This window comes from Paenibacillus marchantiophytorum (assembly GCF_014640555.1).
Lineage (GTDB): Bacteria > Bacillota > Bacilli > Paenibacillales > NBRC-103111 > Paenibacillus_E > Paenibacillus_E marchantiophytorum.
Map to the genome: position 1 here is coordinate 87,305 of NZ_BMHE01000022.1, position 19,787 is coordinate 107,091.

Consider the following 19,787-nt stretch of genomic DNA (forward strand, 5'->3'; position numbering starts at 1 on the left):
GTCTTACTCCTTTACCGGACTTTCTTAATTGCTGGCCTTATTAACCAATTGCTTCAAGGCAGCATTTTTCGTCACACATGTCCCTGCCTTAATATCTTCTTCGGTAAACACGGCCATTACTATTTCCTTGGCTTTCTCCCGTTCCCTATCATAAATGATGTAAATAAGACCTTCCCGATCTTCTACGCCATCCGGGTAAGAAATATCTGATCTTTCATCCAGAACCAACCCGCTATTCCATGTGAGTCCATCATCCTCGGACAGCATGGCGGTCAGGTGGCTTCGCCCCTTGAAGCCATAGTGGTTGACCAGCAGCAAACGGCCTGATTGCTGTCTGCGTATGAAGAAACGCGAGCTCGGACCGCCAAGCGTAGTCGGCTTGCCAGGCGACCAGGAACGTCCGCCGTCCAGCGAGACACTCTCCCCGATGCCATAGAACGTTCTGACCAGCATCCAGAGACTTCCGTCCGCTCGTTCAACAAGCATATGCTCGTCGAAGTGACGATTCGGAATGTCCGCAGAACCTCGCAGTTGGAACGTTACTCCCTCATCGGTCGACACATACACATTCGAAAAGGTTTGCTCAGGCAATTCGTTCAGCGGTGATTCGTGGCAAGCCCATACAGCAATCGGCAGCAGCCATTCTCCGCTCTTCAGCACCGTTGGTTTATTCATCATAATACCATCGGCAATACGCTTAGGGCTAGACCAGACAATCTCGTCAGCTCCTGGGTCCGCGCAGACGGAAGCCCATACCCCGCAGCGTCCGTCGTACCAGCTGAAGCTTTGGGACCAGAATACCCATAAGCGTCCTGCTGGGTCCTTCCACAAGCAAGGATCGAAAGCTCGCACCTGATCCGGCGGATCGATTACATAAAGCAGATCCGACCAGGTCTGTCCGCGATCCTCGCTTTTCACGAGAGCGACATAATTGTTGGGGCCTTCTCCTTTGCCCCCGCTATAGAATGCCGCCCACAATCTATGGTCCGGTGCGCATTCAATACCGGGAATTCCTTGCCACTGGCGAATTTGGTAGCGATCGCCGCTCACGGACTGAATCGCTGCCCCGTCCAACGCCAAATCATAATTGGGTCTCATGGCGCTTCCTCACTTTCTGCCTAGTTGCGTTTGTAGCGATCATAAGCGTCTTTATGGATCTTCATATATTCGTCCAGTCCCATTTTCTTGATTGTCGCTACATATTCATCCCATTTGGAGAACGGCGCTTTTCCCATAATGAATTGGGTCTGCATTTCACCGACATAAGTCTGGATATCGTTGCTCAATGCTTTGAGGCGATCATTCTCTTCCTTGGTGAACAAGAATGCAGGCCATATTTCTTTCGGCACGAACGGCTTCAAATTGTTGGCTGCTGCGATAACTTCCGGCATGCCTTCTCCGGTATCCCAAGCAAACCGCTCTTCACGAACAATAGGGTGTACAGAAAACGGTGAAACAAGCTCGCGGGAAATCGTTTGATCCAGGGTCAGACCGTCTTTGTTGTTCACAATGTCCTGAACAAAGCGATATTTGCCATCCTTCATCTCGAATGTCTTGCCTTCAACGCCCATCCAATAGAGAACGGCTCCTTCGCCATCCAAAAAGTAATCCGCCCAACGCATCGTGGCTTCCGGCTCTTTGTTGTTCTTGGTAATAACGAAAGCACCTTGGTTTTGCAGGACAGGGCTAATGCCTCCCCAGTTCTGATCACCGGACGGACCTTTCAGCGCAGCGCCCAAACCAGCATAATTCGCTTTCAATTGTCCTGCAGGCACGACATTAATATTGGAGAATCCGCCTACAAGGCCTTTGGAGATTTTGGCAGTAAGGATCGTTGCATTGTTGGTGAAAATTTCTTTATCCAGCAAGCCTTCCGCATACAGTTTGTTCATGTAGGTCAGCAACTCTTTGTATTTCGGATCGGTTTGCATAAACCGCATAGCTCCTGCTTTATCGTCATAGTCGACGTAAGCGTTCGCATTGCCGCGGCTGTAAAGTCCCCATGCTCCTGCTAGAGAACGCAGGGTATTATTGATATCCGTGCTGCTCAGCGGAATGCGGTCCGGGTCTTTGGTCTTGAACGCTTTGAGCACATCGTAGAGCTCATCGGTTGTTGCAGGCATCTTCTTCCCTGCTTCATCCAGCCATTTCTGATTAATGAACATCTTCGTGCCAATCCGGTGCGTAATATTGGAGGACATTTTGGGAAGTCCATAAATTTTGCCATCAGGGGCAGTGATTCCTTTGAGCACTTCTGGGTTCGCCTTGAGAATTTTGGAGAAATTAGGCGCGTATTTATCTATCAGATCATTCAATGGAATGAATAAACCTTGTTGTCCGTACGTGATCATGTCCTGTGAATTAATCCCTCCGCCATAGAAGGCATCAGGAATATCATTGGTCGCCAGCAGGAGGTTCTTCTTCTCTTCCAGACTCGCTTGCGGAACCAAGTTCCAATCGATATGAATGCCCGTTCTTTTCTCCGCTTCCTTCCAGAGAAGCTTATCCTTCCACTCCCCTTGAAGCGGCGATTGGCCCGCCATCATCCGAAGCGTAATCGGCTGCTTCACGATTGGCATACCCGTTTCATTCAATGTCTTGCTTGCATTAGCAGGTTGTACGGACGGTGTTGCCTTATCGGTATTGGAACAGGCCGAGAGCAGGCTTGTCGCCATAATTACAACGAAAGCGGTTTTAATGGATTTAAGATGCAGCATGATGTGAATCCCCCTATTTAGCCTTTGATAGCTCCAATCATGACTCCTTTGACGAAGTAACGTTGGAGAAATGGATATAACAGTAATACTGGCAGACTGGAGACGATAATGACGGCATATTTCAAGCCTTCTGTCAGCATGATTTGGTCCACGGAAGCTTCGGAGCCACTAACCATGCTGCCCATCTGATTTTGCAAAAGAATCTGTCTAAGAATTAATTGCAGTGGATATTTCTGAGAATCCGACAGGTAGATAAGTGCATTGAAAAAAGAATTCCAATGGCCGATTCCATAAAATAAGAGCATGACGGCTATAACCGGCATCGACAACGGAAGGATGATGCTGATGAGCATGCGGAAATTCGAGCATCCATCGATCTGGGCTGACTCTTGGAGTTCAACCGGAATCGCCTGAAAAAAAGTTCGCATAATAATAATATTCCACATCGACACGGCACCCGGTATAATAATCGCCCAAATGGTATTAATCAAACCGAGGTTCTTGATTAACAAGTAGGTTGGAATCAACCCGCCGCTGAAAAACATCGTTATGACAAAGATAATGGTCAAAACATGACGACCTACAAAATCTTTACGTGACAGAGGATACGCAGCGCCTATGGTCAAAAGTAGATTAAGCGCCGTACCTACACAAGTATAAATCAATGTATTGATATATCCTCTCATAATCCCGTCATCTTGGAAAACTCGGATATAGGATTGCACGTTGATCTGCTTGGGCAGCAGCCATACTTGACCTTCAACCACAGCGGCCGGACTGCTGAACGAAGCACTTAATACGAATACGAGCGGATAGAGAACAAGCATTGTTACTAAACTTAATATCACAACATTGACAACATCGAATACGCTGTCTCCTCTGGTTTGCGCTAGTCTGCCCACCTTCGATCCCTCCTTACCATAGGCTTGTATCCGTCAGCCTTTTCGAAATTCGATTCACTACGATTAACAAGATTAAGTTGATGACCGAATTGAACAATCCTACCGCCGCAGAGAAGCTGTACTGAGCCCCCAACACGCCCGATCGATACACATAAGTGGAAATAATATCGGATGCGCTGATGTTTACATCATTTTGCATCAAAAACACTTTCTCGAAGCCTACGGCCATAATTTGCCCGCATTGCATTATAAACAGGATCATCACCGTTGGCATAATCGCCGGCACATTGATATGCCAGATACGCTGGAGCTTGCTGGCTCCTTCCAGTGTGGCCGATTCATGCTGCTGCGGATCAACGCCGGCCAAAGCCGCGATGAACAGGATGGAATTCCAGCCTATGTTCTGCCATACACCCGAAAACACATACAAAGACTTGAACCATGAAGGCTCCGCCATAAAATCAATCGGAGTTCCTCCTGTCCACAGGATGAATTGATTCACCAACCCGGTTTTCGGGGAAAGGAAAATCGCCATCATCCCTACCAGGACTACGGTCGAAATGAAATGAGGCGCATACGTGACAAGCTGTACCGTCTTCTTGAACATGACCTGCCTAATTTCATTAATTAACAGCGCGAACATGACTGACAGCGGAAAGCTGATAATTAAGTAGTACACGCTAATCAACACCGTATTCGTCAGCAGCCTTTGGAAATAATACCCCTGAAAAAATCGTTCAAAATGCTGCAGTCCCACCCAAGGACTTCCCCATATTCCCTGCACGGCGTTGAAGTCTTTGAAAGCAATTTGGACGCCATACATGGGAATGTAATCAAACACGATGACATACACAAGGGCTGGCAAGATCAATAGGTATAATTCCCAATTTCGTCTGATTCCTTTAAGCGATACGCTGTTCACAATTCTGGTTGCCCCCTCTCCGATATCCTTGCTTTCTGTCTCTAATCCCTTGTCATCTTAAACCTAACCTGAGCTGCTTATCGGCATCTCCTCCACCTCTGCGGGATACCTCTATCCTAGTGTTTGAGCCCCTTAACCGTATATAGAAGTCTGTTGACCTGTATGGTTCATTGATTACAATTGCAGGTTTTATAAGGTTTTTCTGCTTGTTAGGATAGATGTTTGGTCCTAGGCATGTCATAATAGAGCCTATACTTAACTTGGAGGATCTCACTATGAATCGTGAAAAAGGATTACTTGAAATCGAACGCACTCGAATCATTGCTATTGTCAGAGGTGTCGAAGAACAACATATGGCGTTCGTGGCTGACGCTTTGTTGCAAGGTGGCGTGACGGTCATGGAAATTACCTTGAATACGCCTGGCGCTCTAACCATGATTGCTCAACTGCAAGAAAAGCTTGGAGATCAGATGTACATAGGTGCAGGCACTGTTCTGGATTTGGACGATGCCAAACGCGCTATAGCTGCCGGCGCTGCTTTCATCGTGACACCCAACACCGATGAGGAAGTCATTCGTTTTGCACACAGTCAACAAATTCCAATCTTCCCAGGCGCTCTAACGCCAACGGAAATTGTGAAAGCTTGGAAAGCCGGCGCAACAGCAGTCAAAGTATTCCCAAGCGCCAGCCTTGGCCTCACGTATATCAAGGAACTGATGGGTCCTCTCTCCCATATTCCCATGATGGCCGTAGGTGGTGTCACCGAAGAAAACATTCATGAATTTCTGCAAATCGGCTGCTATGGCTTAGGCATTGGCGGCTCACTCATTAATCTTCCACAAATTCAAGCTGGCAACTACGCATGGATTACAGATAAAGCATCACGCTTGCTTGCTGCGTCCAAAGGCTAACGAATAGCAAAAACCTTCAGGAATTGGTTCCTCCTGAAGGTTTTTTTCTTTTTTACTCAAGCATGAATTCGGATGTATAAGACTCCCTTTCACTCCACACAATACTAGTACACCACGAGATAGGAGTTGGCTAAGATGGCTAACAATAACAACACATTAGTCGTTCCACAGGCAAAAGCAGCTTTAAATCAAATTAAACTGGAAGTCGCACAAGAACTTGGAATTCCGCTGCAACCAAATGGTTACAACGGCAACCTTGCTACACGGGATGCAGGCGCTATTGGCGGCCATATCACGAAAAGACTAGTGCAAATTGCTGAGCAGCAACTTACTGGCTACACGCGCTAAACAACAAAAAAGACTACAGCCACCTTGCGGTGCTGTAGTCTTTTTGCAATTCATATGAAATTATTGAGCTTTAATAATCTCTCTGCCTTTATATGAACCGCAGTTTTTGCAAACACGGTGGGAAAGTTTGAATTCTCCACATTGTTCACACTTCACCATACCTGGAACTTCCAGTTTAAAGTGAGTACGGCGCTTATCGCGACGTGTTTTGGACGTTCTTCTTTGAGGAACAGCCATTGTCAAAACACCTCCTTAAACAACTTTTATATAATACCATTACTTTGGGTAATTGTCTAATGGATTCAGGAAAAATTTACGATAAAAAAAGTTTGCGCACTTGCTCATTCCGCAGCCAAAGGCCTCCCCAAACCAAGATTGCCAAATACACCGAAAATAAAAGGGTCGAGAAAAGCGGAGCATCCATCCGTAATTGCGTGGCGAGCACGCCGCCAAAATAACCGGTTAACAAGATTGCACCCAAAATCGTCGTACGGGGAACGGCATAAAGAATCGTAGCCAATAGCCCCAGTATGCCGATCACAACGATATGATGCTCCTGAAATCCGAGTGAAACCGTCGATTCTACGACCACTGCGGGCTTGATCAATTTCATGATACCGTCAAGAAGCATAAATATAATAGCAATCCAGCTCAATACTCTGCCTGTCCATAAACGTCCTTTGGATATGTTTCTTGTCATTGTTCTTCGCTCCTTTATACTGACTCCCTATTGATTACAAACTATTGATTACATACTACTGATTACAAACCTACTGATTACAAACCTACAGATTACAAACCTATATTATCACAAATTCAGTCTGTTGATTTCTTCTAAATTGCTGATTTGCGATAATTGAGGCTAATTATTTCATCAACGCTGCTTCCACCGTTTCCACCATATCCATAAGAGAAGCGGCTTTGCGGCCCTGAGAGATGAGCATCTTCATAACGGTTTTCAGCAATCTAGCGGATCCTAGTTCCCTTTGGGCTTTGAAATGACAGAGATCGTCGTGTGAAAAGGAACTATGATCCGCTAAATGGCGGGAACTGGGGTAAACGTAGCATGAACGGGAACTGAGATCCGCTATTTAAGCGGAACCTGCTGATTCCAACCGGGAAATGGTGCAATAGCGGATCGTAGTTCCCTCTGGCGTGAAATATGGCGGTTTTCGGGCTTATAGCGGACTGTAGTTCCCTCTGGATGTCTATCATGACACATTTTCCTACAATCGCGGCTTGACGTTCCCTTATCTCCGCGCGATTGCAAAGCTAGCTAGAGGATCTCATTCTGCCAAATAGCTTGTTTATACCTCCAAACCAGCAGCAATGCGAACACATAAGTACGTTCACAGCTACCTTGTTCTCATCGCATCTCGTCTCATCTCATCTCATCATCATCATCATCATCATCATCATCGCACCGCATCGAACCCCTCCATCGTGATGGGGGCGCCTACAACCCAAGCCTGGTGACTGGCGTCAATCTCCAACATTTAAATTCTGGGCAAGCTTCACTCACCCCAACCCAAAAACATGTCTCTTAGACCTTCGTCGATGGTCAAGATAACATGTCGATGGTTGACTTGACATACGTCCTCAGACAAGACACGGCTCCACGCTTCCGTTTCCCCGCATGAACACGTCGTACAGAAACGTCCCTTGCACTGAAAAGGGCACCACTTTAAGATCGTGGCACCCTTCACATGCGAGCAGCTTAAACCCTTTTTTCGGGTTTCCACAATCTCTAAATTTCCGGATTTCTTTCAGCACTACGGAACGTATCTTTTTGCCATCCTTGCTTTTATTGGCTTCATAGTAGCGATTCTCATCAAAGAAAAATTCGGTGTAGGATGTCCTGTTTCATATTCTAAGTGTACCAAAAAACTAAATAGGTAGAATCCCCTAAATCCACTAAATCCACTAAAAAAACTTATACTTTCTATTATTCTAAATAAGGGGTAAGCTTCGCTCACCCCAAAACATATAATATATTCTAAGAAAAACTTAGCCTGCAGGCTAAGTCACACAGTCAATGAAGCTTGAGGAAAACCAAGCCCTTTAAGGAACTGAATACCCTTTATTCGGCCAAAATCGCTCACTCTGAAAATCTAATGAATGCCAGATGCTCTATTTCAAGCAAATGATCACCATTCAGCCAATAAAGTGCCGGGTAGCGCTAACTCCGTTCATTAAATCTCCAAAGTAGCCATTTTTTCGTCTATAAGCATCATACAGTTCATTAGCTGCATCCCTCACAACTCAAGCTCTCTTTTTCCGCGTAACGACATCGAAAATAACAGCAATGGCCAGCACCGCGCCACGGATCATATACTGGTACGAGATGCCGATCCCAAGTAAATTCATCCCGCTGGATAACGACGCCATGACGATCGCTCCGATAATCGAGCCTGTCACTTTACCGACGCCGCCTGCGGCTGAAACCCCACCCACATAGGCTGCTGCAATGGCATCTAGTTCAAATAAAGTGCCTGCTGTCGTCGTAGCCGATTGCAACCTGGCTGTGAACAGAATCCCCGATAAGGCCGAAAGCATCCCCATCGAACCAAACACGATGTACGTAATCTTCTTCACACTGATCCCGCTTAAATTCGCTGCTTCTGGATTGCTGCCTACGGCATAAATATGTCGTCCTAATACCGTCGAACTGGTCAGAAAATGGTACACAACCACGACCAGCAATACAACAATTACCGTCCATGAAAATCCATTGTATCCAGCGAGAATCCAAGTGATATACGCAATAATTGCCGAAACAAAAATTAATTTGACCGCAAAAATAGGTTTGGAAATGACCTCAAATTGATACTTGAGCTTACTGCTGCGCTTGGATAATTCGCTGTACAAATAAATGACAATGATCACTGCACCCACGATGAGCGAAAGCAAATTTAATCCATTCACTTTGGCGATAGCTGGAATAAATCCGTTGCCGATTGCATTGAAATGATCATCTTTAATAATAATCGTACCCGTTTTTTCCGTTACACGCAGCAAAGCGCCTCTGAATATCAGCATCCCTGCCAAGGAAGCAACAAAGGACGGAATCCCGAATTGAGCAACCAATAAGCCATTGAATAAACCAACAACAATACCGAGAACGAGAATAATCGGTATCGTCCAATAAAACGGAACTCCTGCCTGTGTCAGTAGGACAGCAGTAATCGCTCCTAGAAATCCGGCTGCAAAGCCAACGGATAAATCAATATGGCGAATGACAATAACAAGCGTCATCCCTACTGCCAGTACAGCAATATAGCCTGTAGCATCAATTAAATTGCTGATGTTGCGTGATGACATGAATAATCCATCCGTCATAATGGAGAAGGTTGCCATAATAATAAATAAGGCTATATACATCCCATAATCCCGAATATTATGTTTGATCAAAGATTTCGCTTCCTGATAAAATGGCACGGGTCTTCCTCCTAATGCGTAGCAAGCTTCATTATGGTTTCTTGATCAGCTTCTTCAATCGACAGCTCGCCTGTTATTTTCCCTTCGGCCATGACATAGACACGATCACTCATTCCTAATACTTCCGTCAACTCCGACGAAATCATGATGATGCTCATGCCTTCGCTAATCAGCTTATTCATTATCGTATATATTTCAAATTTAGCACCGACGTCAATTCCACGTGTAGGTTCATCCAGAATAAGCAAGCTAGGATTGACAAATAACCATTTACCCAGCGACACTTTTTGCTGATTCCCTCCGCTCAAATGACCAACGGTTTGTTCGATCGAAGACGCTTTTACATTCAAAGATTGTTTATAATGATTAGCGATTTTCACTTCTTCATTATTGTTAATAACACCCTGTGAAGAAATTGCGTTCAAATTAGCTACAGACATGTTTTGCTTAATATCCTGAATTAAAAATAAGCCGTCCCCTTTGCGATCCTCTGTCACATAGGCGATCCCGGAATCGATAGCATCCCTTGGATGTTTGAACACTTTTTTCACACCGTCTTGGTAAAGATCCCCTTGCAGCTTATATGCTTTGGGGTTGCCAAAAATACTTTGTGCCAGTTCAGTCCGACCCGAACCCATTAACCCTGCAATACCTACAATCTCACCTTTGTTAACGTGCATGTGAACGTCTTTCACAACTTCTCTGCCCAGCTGAACATCATAGGCGGTCCAATTATGAATAGTGAGAAGGGGAGCGCCAATCTGTTTATTTAATCTTTTCGGATAGATATCCTCGATTTCACGGCCGACCATGTGTTTGATAATTACACTTTCGGAAATTTCCCCTTTGGAAGCGTCCAAGGTACATATCGTCTGACCATCACGCAGAACGGTCACTTTATCCGCAATGGCTATAACCTCTTTCAACTTGTGAGAAATCATAATGCTAGTAATCCCTTGATGCTTGAGCTCTCTCAAAAGTTCCAGCAAGTTTTCACTCTCGGTTTCATTCAGCGCTGCGGTTGGCTCATCCAGGATGAGCAGTTTGACTTTCTTGCTTAAAGCCTTGGCGATTTCAATTAGCTGTTGTTTGCCAACGCCCAAATCTTTGACCAGCACTTCAGGACTAACAGTAAGCTTCACTTTCCTCAGCATGTCTTTGGATTGAAGAATCGTTTGATTCCAGTCCACCAACAGGCCTTTCCTCACTTCATTCCCGGCATAAATATTTTCATACACAGTAAGATCGGGAAATAGGGCTAACTCCTGATAAATGATAGCAATGCCTGCCTGAACACTGTCACTGATCCTGGAGAACTGCTGCACATTGCCCTCAAAGACGATATCCCCCGAATAAGTGCCATGCGGATAGACGCCGCTCAGCACTTTCATCAACGTCGATTTTCCCGCGCCATTTTCGCCGATCAAGCAGTGAATTTCACCGGTACTCACCTTAAAATCAACATGCGAAAGTGCTTTGACACCTGTGAATTCTTTGGAAATCTGCTTCATTTCTAATATCCATTCACTCATAATCACCCAACGCCCCTTAACAAAAAACAACGCATGAAATAGAGGAATAGTGATAGACGTGTCTATCACTATCCGTCCAACCTATGTTTGTTTGTGATTATAGACCTTTGAAATCACTGGCTTGGTAGTAACCGGAATCAATAAGTGCAGATTTAACATTGCTTTTCTCAACAACAATAACATTCGTTTGTTTCGCTTTTACATCAATCTTACCGTTCTTGTAGGAGCCCGTCGTTTCTGGTGTTTTACCATCCAGGATGGAAACCGCCATGCCCATTGCATCTTTCACTAGCGTACGAACATCTTTGAAAACCGTCATCGATTGTTTGCTGTCAATAATGTATTGAATGGAAGCTTTCTCCGCATCTTGACCTGTCACGAAGAAACTCGTGATCGCTTTATCTGTTGCGAATACATCCGCAATGGAACGAGCTGTGCCGTCATTTGGCGCCAAAATCGCGACATCGCCTTTCTTATCCGCAGAAGCTGCAGTCAAATGGGTTTGAGCTTTGTTCTTTGCTTCGTTAGCATCCCAGTTCGTGGTCACCTGACCAATGATTTTGCTTAATTGATCACGGCTGAGTTCAGCGGTAGCTTGCAGGCTTACAGCTTCACTGGAGTTCGCAACTTTGAACGTGCCGTCAGCAATTTTGGGCTGAAGCACTGACCAAGCGCCTTGGAAGAACAAGAATGCGTTGTTATCAGAGGCTGCACCAGCATACAAGTACAAAGGTTGGCCTTTGCCTTTGGCATGATCCACCAAATATTTAGCTTGTGCTTTACCTACAGCGACGCTGTCGAATGTGACATAGTAGTTAACGGCATCCGTATTTGTAATCAAGCGGTCATAAGAAATGACCTTGATGCCGGCTTTTTTGGCTGCTTCAACAGAAGCTGCAGCTGCGTCACCGTCTTGTGGACAAATAATGAGAACTTTAATTCCTTTGGCAATCAAAGCATCCACGTTTTCCTTTTCTTTCGCGGAAGAACCTTGGCTGAACAAAATTTCAGTCGTATATTTCGTACCGTTTAACGCATCTTTGAATCTTTGCTCATCCTGAACCCATCTAGGTTCATCCTTCGTTGGCAAAACAATACCTACGCTCACTTTGCTGCTCGACCCGCACGCTGCTGCTACAATGGTAAACAACATGATGACTACCAGTAGAGAAATCGCTTTCAAACTGCTTTTCATTCGGATACCCCTCTCATTTGTTTTGGCTTCACGCCAATTACATGATGAGTATATCACCCGAAATCACCTTTGATTGCGTCTAATAATAGCACTTTCATTCACAATGCTAGATTATTTTGTCATTTGATAATTTCTGACTTCACGTTCTTATAAACCTCGGCTTTCTTGTGAAAGCCGTCAGCAATAATCGTGTCATCGATATTAAATTTATCAACGGCAATCGGTTCAAGCAGGATCGAGGGCACATCCATTTTCTTATTGTTGACTTTTCTATCTGCCTGAATGATTTCTCCCCTAGCCATACGTACCGCAAGTTCTGCCGCTTTTTCAGCTAATTTGGCTATCGGTTTATAAACCGTCATTGTTTGAGTCCCTTCAACGATGCGCTGGGCAGCAGCCAGTTCTGCGTCCTGCCCGGACACAGGGATTATGCCTGCCAGATGCTCGGCGGCTAACGCTTGAATAACCCCGCCAGCGGTCGCATCATTGGCCGCTACAACCGCATCAATCTGGTTTCGGTTCGCTCGAAGTGCGGTCTCCATATTCGCCAGAGCATTCGCAGGTTTCCATTCCTTCGTTGATTGATCAAACACGATATGAATATCGCCTTTCTCAATAAGCGGCTTTAGAATAGCCATTTGGCCATTTTTGAACATATGAGCATTATTATCTGTATCTGCGCCTTCGATCAGCACATAGTTTCCTTTCGGAGCCTTGGCAACAATCGCCTTCGCTTGCAGTTCCCCCGCCTTCTCATTATCAAAAGAGACATAGAGATCAACATCCGAATTGACGATTAAACGATCGTAAGACATCACTTTGATCCCTGCTTTATGCGCTTTATCCACAATAGCCGCCGAAACTTCCGCATTATGTGGAACGACCACCAGAACGTCGACTCCCTGTGAGATCATGTTCTCGGCCTGGGCTATTTGCTTCGCATCATCTCCATTCGCAGCTTGCACTTCAATTTCCGCGCCAAGCCTTTCTACAGCTACTTTAAACAAATCTCTATCTTTTAGCCATCGCTCTTCAAGAAGCGTATCAATCGATAAGCCGACCACTACTTTTTTGTTTTTCAAATCCTTTACAGTGGATATAACCTTTGCTTCGGAAGTCTCCTTGCCGTTTTCGCCGGATGACGGGTTGTCTTGGAAAATCGAACATGCCGATAGCGAGAATGCCAATAAGCCAACTAAACTAAGGAGTCCACGCCATTTCCACCTGGTTATCAGAATAAACCTCTCCTTCGCAGCTAGATCTGCTTTTTCTTCGTAGGTCTAAGCAGCAGTTTGCGATACTCTGTCGGAGAGCAGCCAACAAGCTTCTTGAATACTCGGCTAAAATAATTGGGATCGTTGTACCCAACTTCAAATGTGATCTCCTTCAGACTTTTATCGGACTCTTGCATGAGCTGTTTGGCCGTGTCAATGCGATATTCAGTAAGAAAGTCAATATAATTCATGCCATAATGCTCTTTGAACAACTTGCTGACATAGAAAGGGTTACGATTCACAGCAGCTGCAATTCTTTCCAGGGAAAGATCCTCATGGGCATGTTGTTGGATAAATTGTTTGATAGTTACGAGCATATCGGACTCTACTTGCTCAACTTGAAATAAACCGTTTAACAAGATGCGGGTCTCCGCTTTCAACTGCCTATAGTTGGATGCATAATAAGGAAAATAGGGCTTGCCTACCTCAATTCCCATTTCCTGCAGCATTTTAGTCACAATGATCAATACTTCGAAAATGCGCTGCTGCGCCATTCCGACCTGTTGGCCGCTCCCTTCGAAGACATCCATGATGATAGCTAGTTGATCACTGGCCAATTCCCAGTTGCCGCGTCGTACTTCTTCAAGTACGTTCTTCTCCATCTCAAGGGCCCGGCTGCCGATATCCAGTTTGTCCTGTGGAGGCAAATCTTCGTACAAACAATAGCGGGAAGGCCAGGACGTATCGAGAGAAGCATGCAGCGCTTCCTGATAAGAACGGCGCATATCCCTTAAATTCTGGCAAACCCCGCCAATCCCGATGAACAAGCTAGATGTTGCGCTCTTATGAAATGCTTGAATTAATTTCCTTGCTATCCCAACGGCTTGTGCGCGGTAGGTCATTGCTCCATCCAGAAAAACAATGAGCTGAACTTGTTTGCCAGACATTTTACTAACCCAGCACGGGATCGTGAATTCCTGCAGTTTTTGGATGAAATGTGCGTACAGCTCTGGTGATGATAAAAGCACATTCATAACGAATCCATCCCGCACACTGGGGAGATCCAACAGAACGATCATTTCGTTCACATCGGAGTAATGGACATAATCAAATAATAATTGCTCCACAATGTCTGCTTCCACCATCGGCATCATCATTTGCAATCGCTGCTTATCCATACTTCTGTCTGCATGCTCAATCCTGGCATTCTTAATCTCAGTGGCTACTCTCCCTATCGTTTCAAGGACAACCGAAATTCGGCTAGGTTTAAGCAGATAATCATACACGCCCAGTTTTATCGCCTGCTGGGCAAACTCAAATGTATCGAACGCTGTCACAATGATAAATGCAATCCCACGGTGATCTTCCTTTATTTTCTCAATGGCTTCAAGCCCGTTCATGCCTGGCATTTTAATATCCATCGTAATCAAATCCGGCTGAAGCCTCTCTGCTGCTGCTATCGCTTCTCTCCCGTTGGATGCCTGACCCACTACCTCGATATCGAGTGAACCCTCCTCAATGATTTGTTGCAGCGCGATGCGTTCGATTGGTTCATCATCCACGATCAACAGACGAATCATATGCTTTGCCCCCTTGGCAGCCTTAATGTGATGCACGTCCCTATACCAATCTGGGATTCAATATCAATAATATCCTCTACACCATAAAATAATTGCAGCCGGTGGATAACATTCCAGATGCCAATTCCAGTTGAATGCCCTTTGTAATTCGCATTTTCCGGCTGTGTTAACAGCCGCTTCAATTGCTCAGGCTCCATGCCTTGCCCCGTATCTTGGATTTGCACAATGACCCAATCCCCTTGAGCCTTCACGCGAAAAGTCAACGTCCCGCCTTCTTCTGCCGGTTCGATCGCATAAATAAAAGCATTTTCTGCAAGTGGTTGCAAAATAAGAATAGGCAGCTCTATGTAAAGGGCTTGATCGTCAATTTCCTTCACGACACGCAACCGATCTCCGAATCGCGCTTTTTGAATCGTCAAGTATTCATCCAGAACCTCCAGCTCATCCTTTAACGATACCTTGCTGTCTAATTGTCGAAGATTGTATCTAAGCATGCCAGCTACCGAGCTAATTAACTCGCTTGTCTTCCCTGCACCTGCCAAATAGGCCTCCTTTGACAGCATGTTTAACGTATTAAAAAGAAAATGAGGATTAATCTGACTTTGCAAGCTCTTCAGCTCGCTTTCTTTCAGCATCAGCTTGTGCTTATGAAGGTCATATTCCAATTGGGCTTTACTCTGAATATCATCGATTAGAGTGCCAATTTTCAACCTCATACTATCTAACGTTTTTGCCAAAAAGGTCATTTCATCATTGTTATTAATCACAATAGGATTCTTGAAATTCCCTCGCGATAATTCACGAGCAGCCTGTGTCAATCTTAACAAGGGCTGCGTCACACTGTTAACAAATCGATAAGAAAACAACAGCAGCAGCAAGGATACCAAAGCTAATGTCCAAAAACCCATTTTTATAATATCATCACTGCGTTTAATTATGTTGCGATAGAAAGCATCATAGGTGTTCTGTTCGCCGCTGATCAAGGTTAAAGTCGCATCCGAAATATATTTGGAAATATGGGTTGCTTCATCAAATGCTTTGGCTGCGTTCTCCTCATCATTATCCTTTTGAAATCGCACCGCCAGATCCATCGCTTCCGACTGACTTTCGAGCATATGCTGAAGATTATCGAGCGGCAATCTATTGCTTAAGTTGCGCAGCCAATTTAAATCTGACTTTGTCCTAAGCAGAGCTTTGTTTGCACTGTCGTATTGGTTCAGGCTTTCAAGTGTAGGAGACATACGAACTTTATTCAAGGAGGTCAAAGATTGCTGACTTAACTGCGAGGCTTGGTTCATCTGCATATAGCGCTGTAAAATTTCGTTGTATTTTTCCACGGTTCGTTGGTTGTAAATGCTCATAGAGAGCCAAATAATCGCCATAATGATCCAAATCAGGATCGACAGCATCATCATTTTACTGCGTATGGTTTTCAAGGGCTGACTCCTTTTCACTGGCGGATGTAACCACACTGATCTTCGTGAAATAACTGCTATTCAGAGGAAGTTTAGCAGCATCCAGCCATCGTCTCATCAGATTGACACTTAAACTCCCCATTTCTTCATAGTGTTGAGAAAGCCCTGCCTGAATTTGGCCATTCCTGAGCAGCAACCTCGTTTGCGGAGAATCATCAAAAAGAAAGATTTGATATTGTTTAGTCTGAGAACGCGCATGCGCCGCTTGCACTATACTGTTTCCAGATTCTGTGGGCAATCCAATAAAGGCACTGACCTTGGGATAATGATTTAAGATATCGTACGTTTGCATATTAGGCTGTGTAATTTCATGGTCATCAGCGGCAAATACCATCTGAATTCCGTCATATTTGCTAAATACTTCACCCAAACCCTTCAATCGCATATCATCCATAGTTGGCGTTGTCATATTACGGATCACCCCGACTATTCCCTGGCCTTTCAGTTCGGCAGCGATATGTTCTCCTATCAGAATGCCTTCTTGATAATGGTCTGAACCAATATACGTTTTGCGCAGGCTGCTTGGCGCATCGGAATTAATCGTAATCACCGGAATCCCCTTGGCCGTCGCTTTCTTCACCATGCGATCGAACTCCGGATGATCCAAGCCTTCAACGATAATCCCACTCACTTTGGAAGCGATTGCAATATCAAGCTGCTTGATTAACTCTTCAACATTAGATCGATAGACGCCCCAAAAATCAATCAACATTAGATTCGTTTCAGCCGCATCACGCGCACCTTTTTGAATGTCATTCATCATGAAACTGCCCTGCTCTTGCGAAATAATAACGATGCGGTCCGAGTGTTCGTAAGGCAATGGTTTTACCGCTGACATCATGCCCGATTCGCTTTGCAAAATCATTAGCAAATAATACAGAGAATAGGCCAGCGTAAAGCAACTGCTGAGAATGATGGCAATAACGATCAATTTTTTCATACGTTCTCCACGTTAAATGACATGACTACTATTTAGTATATACCTAAAACAAATCAATTAGGTGTTACATAATCTATGACTTTTAGTTGAATTTTTCTATATGTACGCGTTCAGACAACATTCCCAGCCAACAAACTTAAAAAAAATATAAAAATCAGGCGTTTGTCCAAGCGAGCAGGTTGCTGCCTGCATTAAATAGTTTAGAAACTAACAATAGGAGGTATTTGCAATGGCTTGTAATTCTACTTCAACCGCATTGACTTGTTGCTCCGATAAAAATTACGTCCAAGATAAGGTTTGTACACCTTGGAGCGGTACCGTTGTTGCTGCAGATGTACTCATCGTCGCCTTCACCAATAACTTGAATCAGAATATTGTGGGAACCGGATATTTGCAGTACGACGTAGGACCCGCAAATATTACACTTGATTTCCTGGATAGTGCGGGTAATCCGATCAATGCCACCCTTACTCTTGCACCTGGCACTAGTCTCGCTTTTACTTACCGCAGATTCAGTGTTATTCAAATCACACTCCCGGCAGCAACTGCTGGCACATATCAAGGAGAGTTCTGTATTACAACTCGTTACCCAATCCAATAATAAGCCAATTAGGAGGGAAATTCGCTTATGTGTCATACAGCTACAGACCTGAGTTGTTGCTCGGAAAAAATTATTGTGCAAGATAAAGTTTGTACGAATTGGCAATTGGTTGCCGCTGGTACGCAAACACTCTTTACGGATAACATTTCTCAGATTATCACAGGCACCGGTTACGTGAAATCTGAAATTGGTACAGGAACGATCACAGTCAATTTCCTAAGAACAGGTGTCGTTGCTCCAATTCAAACGATAACCATTCCTGCAGGTGGAAGTTCGTCTTTTAGCGTTGCAAGATTCAATACAATTTCTGTCACAACAACAGCTGCTGCACAGGGTGAATTCTGCATTACAGTACGTTACAGCCTATAACTACAAAATCTACGGGCTAGGCATTTCTATGATCGATTAGGAATTGCCTAGCCATTTTTTATTAGTTGTAGTGTCGTTGAAATCACGTATTTCCCTTCCACATAAGACAATTCATTACCTTGTGTAACAATTTTTACGGAAGTGATGCCTTTTCCAATCAAGTTGGTTGTACTGCCGGGTGGAACGAACATGAGTTTCTTCGTTTCCCCTTCAACTTCTACTTCCAGTGCTTCTGAACTATTTGAATTTGAGAAAATACTGATCTGCACAACACTCATATTTGCATCCACATCATTCTCCCAAATAACAAATCCAGGTTGCTTCCCTTGAAGCAATATATTGCCGCAGCATTCTTTATCCACTACCGTGCTGATCTTAGGCTTCCCAGGGTCAACAGGATCTACAGGATCGACCGGATATACAGGTCTAAAGCACGGTGGAGTTATACAGCAGTTTGGATTTCTTTTTTTTCTGTGCATCCGTTTGGGAGGACACGGATATACGGGAAAAACAGGTCTCCTTCGCTCCTGTTTTTCACAACGCTTCTTCTTGGGAATGCAGCGGCATTTCCGTTTCTTTTTAGGTTTACAGGAGGATTTTGCTTCCATAACGATCATAAAGGCAACTATTTTCTTCTTTGTCTTACATGTTCGAATTTTCAGCTCGTTCCCTCCTCATGCAAACCACGTTTTCGACCCTCACTTCTATTAAATGAAATTAATGATCACATGGTTATACATAATTCGGATTTATTTCAAATTACGTCAGCTCGTGCATGGACCATACAACGCCATTTGTTGAACCATTCCCCACATTGAGTGAAATTGTCAATCCGTTCGCCACATAGAAAAGCCCAATGACATCACCTGCCGACAGCGTAACCTCACCTGCCAGTGTAACAGCACCACTTCCAAGAACAGCCCTTAAAGTCAATAACAGCGCAATATTTACATTGAGAATAGGTAAAAGTCCATTAATTAAACTAGTTGCCGTTGGCGATGTTCTTTGAACAGCAAAGTAAGGATTGACTCCAGCACCAAGATTTACTGCCAGAGCAGCTGTGGTGGAATAGTTGACCGTTGCCAAAATAGAATATCTTCCCGTCACCGGAACGGTGAAATTCCCTGTCACTGCATTAAAAGCCGCATTGCTAAAATACGGATTCGCAACCGACCAATTCGAAAGCTGCGTGCTCGTCGAGATGGTAAGAGTAGACAAAAAAGCCGAAAATCCAACAGCCGCAAAATTAGGCCCCGTCGCTCCTGTTTCTCCGGTGGCTCCGGTGGCTCCCGTTGCTCCTGTTACTCCCGCAGTACCCGTCGCCCCTATTACTCCCGTTACTCCCGTTGCTCCCGTTGCACCCGTCGCCCCCGCTGCTCCCGTTGCACCCGCTGCTCCAGTTGCACCCGACGCTCCCGTTGCACCTGTCGCTCCCGCTACTCCCGTTGCCCCCGTAGTCCCTGTTGCTCCCGTCACTCCCGTGGCACCCGTTGCTCCTGTTGCTCCCGCTACTCCCGTTGCTCCTGTTGCTCCCGCTACTCCCGTTGCTCCCGTCACTCCCGCCACTCCCGTAGCTCCCGTCACTCCCGCTACTCCAGTCGCACCCGTCGGACCCGTTGCCCCTGTCACTCCCGCTACTCCCG

At 45.0% G+C, this 19,787-nt stretch carries 18 protein-coding genes and 2 pseudogenes; 4 read left to right on the forward strand and 16 right to left on the reverse strand.

From position 1 onward, the window contains the following. Nucleotides 1-24 precede the first annotated feature (24 nt). The 4 genes from IEY34_RS20280 to IEY34_RS20295 are packed head-to-tail and all read right to left on the reverse strand — an operon-like array spanning nucleotide 25 to nucleotide 4,541. The gene (locus IEY34_RS20280; protein WP_189014528.1) at nucleotides 25-1,098 is read right to left on the reverse strand and encodes a sialidase family protein; all 1,074 of its coding nucleotides are present in this window, start codon (nucleotides 1,096-1,098) and stop codon (nucleotides 25-27) included. A 20-nt stretch (nucleotides 1,099-1,118) separates the two neighbouring features. After that, nucleotides 1,119-2,717 carry a type 2 periplasmic-binding domain-containing protein gene (locus IEY34_RS20285; RefSeq protein WP_189014530.1) on the reverse strand — a complete coding sequence of 533 codons (1,599 nt, stop codon included), beginning with the start codon at nucleotides 2,715-2,717 and terminating at the stop codon, nucleotides 1,119-1,121. 17 nt (nucleotides 2,718-2,734) lie between these two features. Beyond that, entirely contained in the window at nucleotides 2,735-3,619 is an 885-nt protein-coding gene (locus IEY34_RS20290) for a carbohydrate ABC transporter permease (protein WP_229757742.1), read from the reverse strand. A 13-nt stretch (nucleotides 3,620-3,632) separates the two neighbouring features. Beyond that, the gene (locus IEY34_RS20295; RefSeq protein WP_229757743.1) at nucleotides 3,633-4,541 is read right to left on the reverse strand and encodes an ABC transporter permease; all 909 of its coding nucleotides are present in this window, start codon (nucleotides 4,539-4,541) and stop codon (nucleotides 3,633-3,635) included. Between the two features lie 275 nt (nucleotides 4,542-4,816). Here IEY34_RS20295 and IEY34_RS20300 point away from each other — a divergent pair, with 275 nt between their 5' ends. Together IEY34_RS20300 and IEY34_RS20305 are read left to right on the forward strand one after the other, a co-directional pair. Further along, the gene (locus IEY34_RS20300; RefSeq protein ID WP_189014532.1) at nucleotides 4,817-5,452 is read left to right on the forward strand and encodes a bifunctional 4-hydroxy-2-oxoglutarate aldolase/2-dehydro-3-deoxy-phosphogluconate aldolase; all 636 of its coding nucleotides are present in this window, start codon (nucleotides 4,817-4,819) and stop codon (nucleotides 5,450-5,452) included. 135 nt (nucleotides 5,453-5,587) lie between these two features. Further along, entirely contained in the window at nucleotides 5,588-5,800 is a 213-nt protein-coding gene (locus IEY34_RS20305; RefSeq protein ID WP_189014534.1) for an alpha/beta-type small acid-soluble spore protein, read from the forward strand. 60 nt (nucleotides 5,801-5,860) lie between these two features. On the opposite strand, the gene rpmF is transcribed toward IEY34_RS20305, so the two are convergent. From rpmF to IEY34_RS20355, 10 genes and pseudogenes are all read right to left on the reverse strand, one after another. Further along, nucleotides 5,861-6,037, reverse strand: a complete 177-nt coding sequence (gene rpmF, locus IEY34_RS20310) for a 50S ribosomal protein L32 (protein WP_189014536.1) — start codon at nucleotides 6,035-6,037, stop codon at nucleotides 5,861-5,863. A 76-nt stretch (nucleotides 6,038-6,113) separates the two neighbouring features. Continuing rightward, entirely contained in the window at nucleotides 6,114-6,500 is a 387-nt protein-coding gene (locus IEY34_RS20315) for a DoxX family protein (protein WP_189014538.1), read from the reverse strand. An 829-nt stretch (nucleotides 6,501-7,329) separates the two neighbouring features. Beyond that, nucleotides 7,330-7,667, reverse strand: a pseudogene (locus IEY34_RS38140) (transposase zinc-binding domain-containing protein); the annotation flags it as partial. Nucleotides 7,668-8,062: 395 nt separating this feature from the next. Further along, the gene (locus IEY34_RS20325; RefSeq protein WP_189014542.1) at nucleotides 8,063-9,238 is read right to left on the reverse strand and encodes a sugar ABC transporter permease; all 1,176 of its coding nucleotides are present in this window, start codon (nucleotides 9,236-9,238) and stop codon (nucleotides 8,063-8,065) included. An 11-nt stretch (nucleotides 9,239-9,249) separates the two neighbouring features. Continuing rightward, nucleotides 9,250-10,770: an ATP-binding cassette domain-containing protein gene (locus tag IEY34_RS20330; protein WP_189014544.1), complete on the reverse strand. Its 1,521-nt coding sequence runs from the start codon at nucleotides 10,768-10,770 to the stop codon at nucleotides 9,250-9,252. A gap of 97 nt (nucleotides 10,771-10,867) precedes the next feature. Continuing rightward, complete coding sequence (locus IEY34_RS20335; RefSeq protein ID WP_189014546.1) at nucleotides 10,868-11,965, reverse strand: sugar ABC transporter substrate-binding protein; 1,098 nt, start codon at nucleotides 11,963-11,965, stop codon at nucleotides 10,868-10,870. A gap of 119 nt (nucleotides 11,966-12,084) precedes the next feature. Then, nucleotides 12,085-13,197: a D-xylose ABC transporter substrate-binding protein gene (xylF, locus tag IEY34_RS20340; protein ID WP_373291297.1), complete on the reverse strand. Its 1,113-nt coding sequence runs from the start codon at nucleotides 13,195-13,197 to the stop codon at nucleotides 12,085-12,087. A 23-nt stretch (nucleotides 13,198-13,220) separates the two neighbouring features. Next, on the reverse strand, nucleotides 13,221-14,759 hold the full coding sequence (locus IEY34_RS20345; protein ID WP_189014548.1) for a response regulator: 1,539 nt from the start codon (nucleotides 14,757-14,759) through the stop codon (nucleotides 13,221-13,223). Continuing rightward, a complete protein-coding gene (locus tag IEY34_RS20350; RefSeq protein ID WP_189014550.1) occupies nucleotides 14,756-16,195 on the reverse strand; it encodes a sensor histidine kinase in 1,440 nt (479 codons plus the stop codon). Before IEY34_RS20350 ends, IEY34_RS20345 begins: the two co-directional genes overlap by 4 nt. After that, the gene (locus IEY34_RS20355; RefSeq protein WP_189014552.1) at nucleotides 16,176-17,174 is read right to left on the reverse strand and encodes a substrate-binding domain-containing protein; all 999 of its coding nucleotides are present in this window, start codon (nucleotides 17,172-17,174) and stop codon (nucleotides 16,176-16,178) included. Before IEY34_RS20355 ends, IEY34_RS20350 begins: the two co-directional genes overlap by 20 nt. 229 nt (nucleotides 17,175-17,403) lie before the next feature. Between IEY34_RS20355 and IEY34_RS20360 the strand changes: the two genes are divergently transcribed. Both IEY34_RS20360 and IEY34_RS20365 read left to right on the forward strand, forming a co-directional pair. Continuing rightward, a complete protein-coding gene (locus IEY34_RS20360; RefSeq protein ID WP_189014554.1) occupies nucleotides 17,404-17,775 on the forward strand; it encodes a DUF3992 domain-containing protein in 372 nt (123 codons plus the stop codon). 27 nt (nucleotides 17,776-17,802) lie between these two features. Then, complete coding sequence (locus IEY34_RS20365; protein ID WP_189014556.1) at nucleotides 17,803-18,144, forward strand: DUF3992 domain-containing protein; 342 nt, start codon at nucleotides 17,803-17,805, stop codon at nucleotides 18,142-18,144. A gap of 47 nt (nucleotides 18,145-18,191) precedes the next feature. Here the strand turns inward: IEY34_RS20365 and IEY34_RS20370 are convergent, their stop codons facing one another. Then, nucleotides 18,192-18,761: an S-Ena type endospore appendage gene (locus tag IEY34_RS20370; protein ID WP_189014558.1), complete on the reverse strand. Its 570-nt coding sequence runs from the start codon at nucleotides 18,759-18,761 to the stop codon at nucleotides 18,192-18,194. A gap of 142 nt (nucleotides 18,762-18,903) precedes the next feature. Beyond that, a pseudogene (locus tag IEY34_RS20375) lies at nucleotides 18,904-19,787 on the reverse strand (collagen-like protein); the annotation flags it as partial.

Bases quoted from the DNA above. Each gene is read 5' to 3' on its own strand.
- IEY34_RS20280 (WP_189014528.1), bottom strand. From the start codon at position 1,098: ATGAGACCCAATTATGATTTGGCGTTGGACGGGGCAGCGATTCAGTCC.
- IEY34_RS20285 (WP_189014530.1), bottom strand. From the start codon at position 2,717: ATGCTGCATCTTAAATCCATTAAAACCGCTTTCGTTGTAATTATGGCG.
- IEY34_RS20300 (WP_189014532.1), top strand. From the start codon at position 4,817: ATGAATCGTGAAAAAGGATTACTTGAAATCGAACGCACTCGAATCATT.
- IEY34_RS20305 (WP_189014534.1), top strand. From the start codon at position 5,588: ATGGCTAACAATAACAACACATTAGTCGTTCCACAGGCAAAAGCAGCT.
- rpmF (WP_189014536.1), bottom strand. From the start codon at position 6,037: ATGGCTGTTCCTCAAAGAAGAACGTCCAAAACACGTCGCGATAAGCGC.
- IEY34_RS20315 (WP_189014538.1), bottom strand. From the start codon at position 6,500: ATGACAAGAAACATATCCAAAGGACGTTTATGGACAGGCAGAGTATTG.
- IEY34_RS20330 (WP_189014544.1), bottom strand. From the start codon at position 10,770: ATGAGTGAATGGATATTAGAAATGAAGCAGATTTCCAAAGAATTCACA.
- IEY34_RS20335 (WP_189014546.1), bottom strand. From the start codon at position 11,965: ATGAAAAGCAGTTTGAAAGCGATTTCTCTACTGGTAGTCATCATGTTG.
- IEY34_RS20345 (WP_189014548.1), bottom strand. From the start codon at position 14,759: ATGATTCGTCTGTTGATCGTGGATGATGAACCAATCGAACGCATCGCG.
- IEY34_RS20355 (WP_189014552.1), bottom strand. From the start codon at position 17,174: ATGAAAAAATTGATCGTTATTGCCATCATTCTCAGCAGTTGCTTTACG.
- IEY34_RS20360 (WP_189014554.1), top strand. From the start codon at position 17,404: ATGGCTTGTAATTCTACTTCAACCGCATTGACTTGTTGCTCCGATAAA.
- IEY34_RS20365 (WP_189014556.1), top strand. From the start codon at position 17,803: ATGTGTCATACAGCTACAGACCTGAGTTGTTGCTCGGAAAAAATTATT.
- IEY34_RS20370 (WP_189014558.1), bottom strand. From the start codon at position 18,761: ATGATCGTTATGGAAGCAAAATCCTCCTGTAAACCTAAAAAGAAACGG.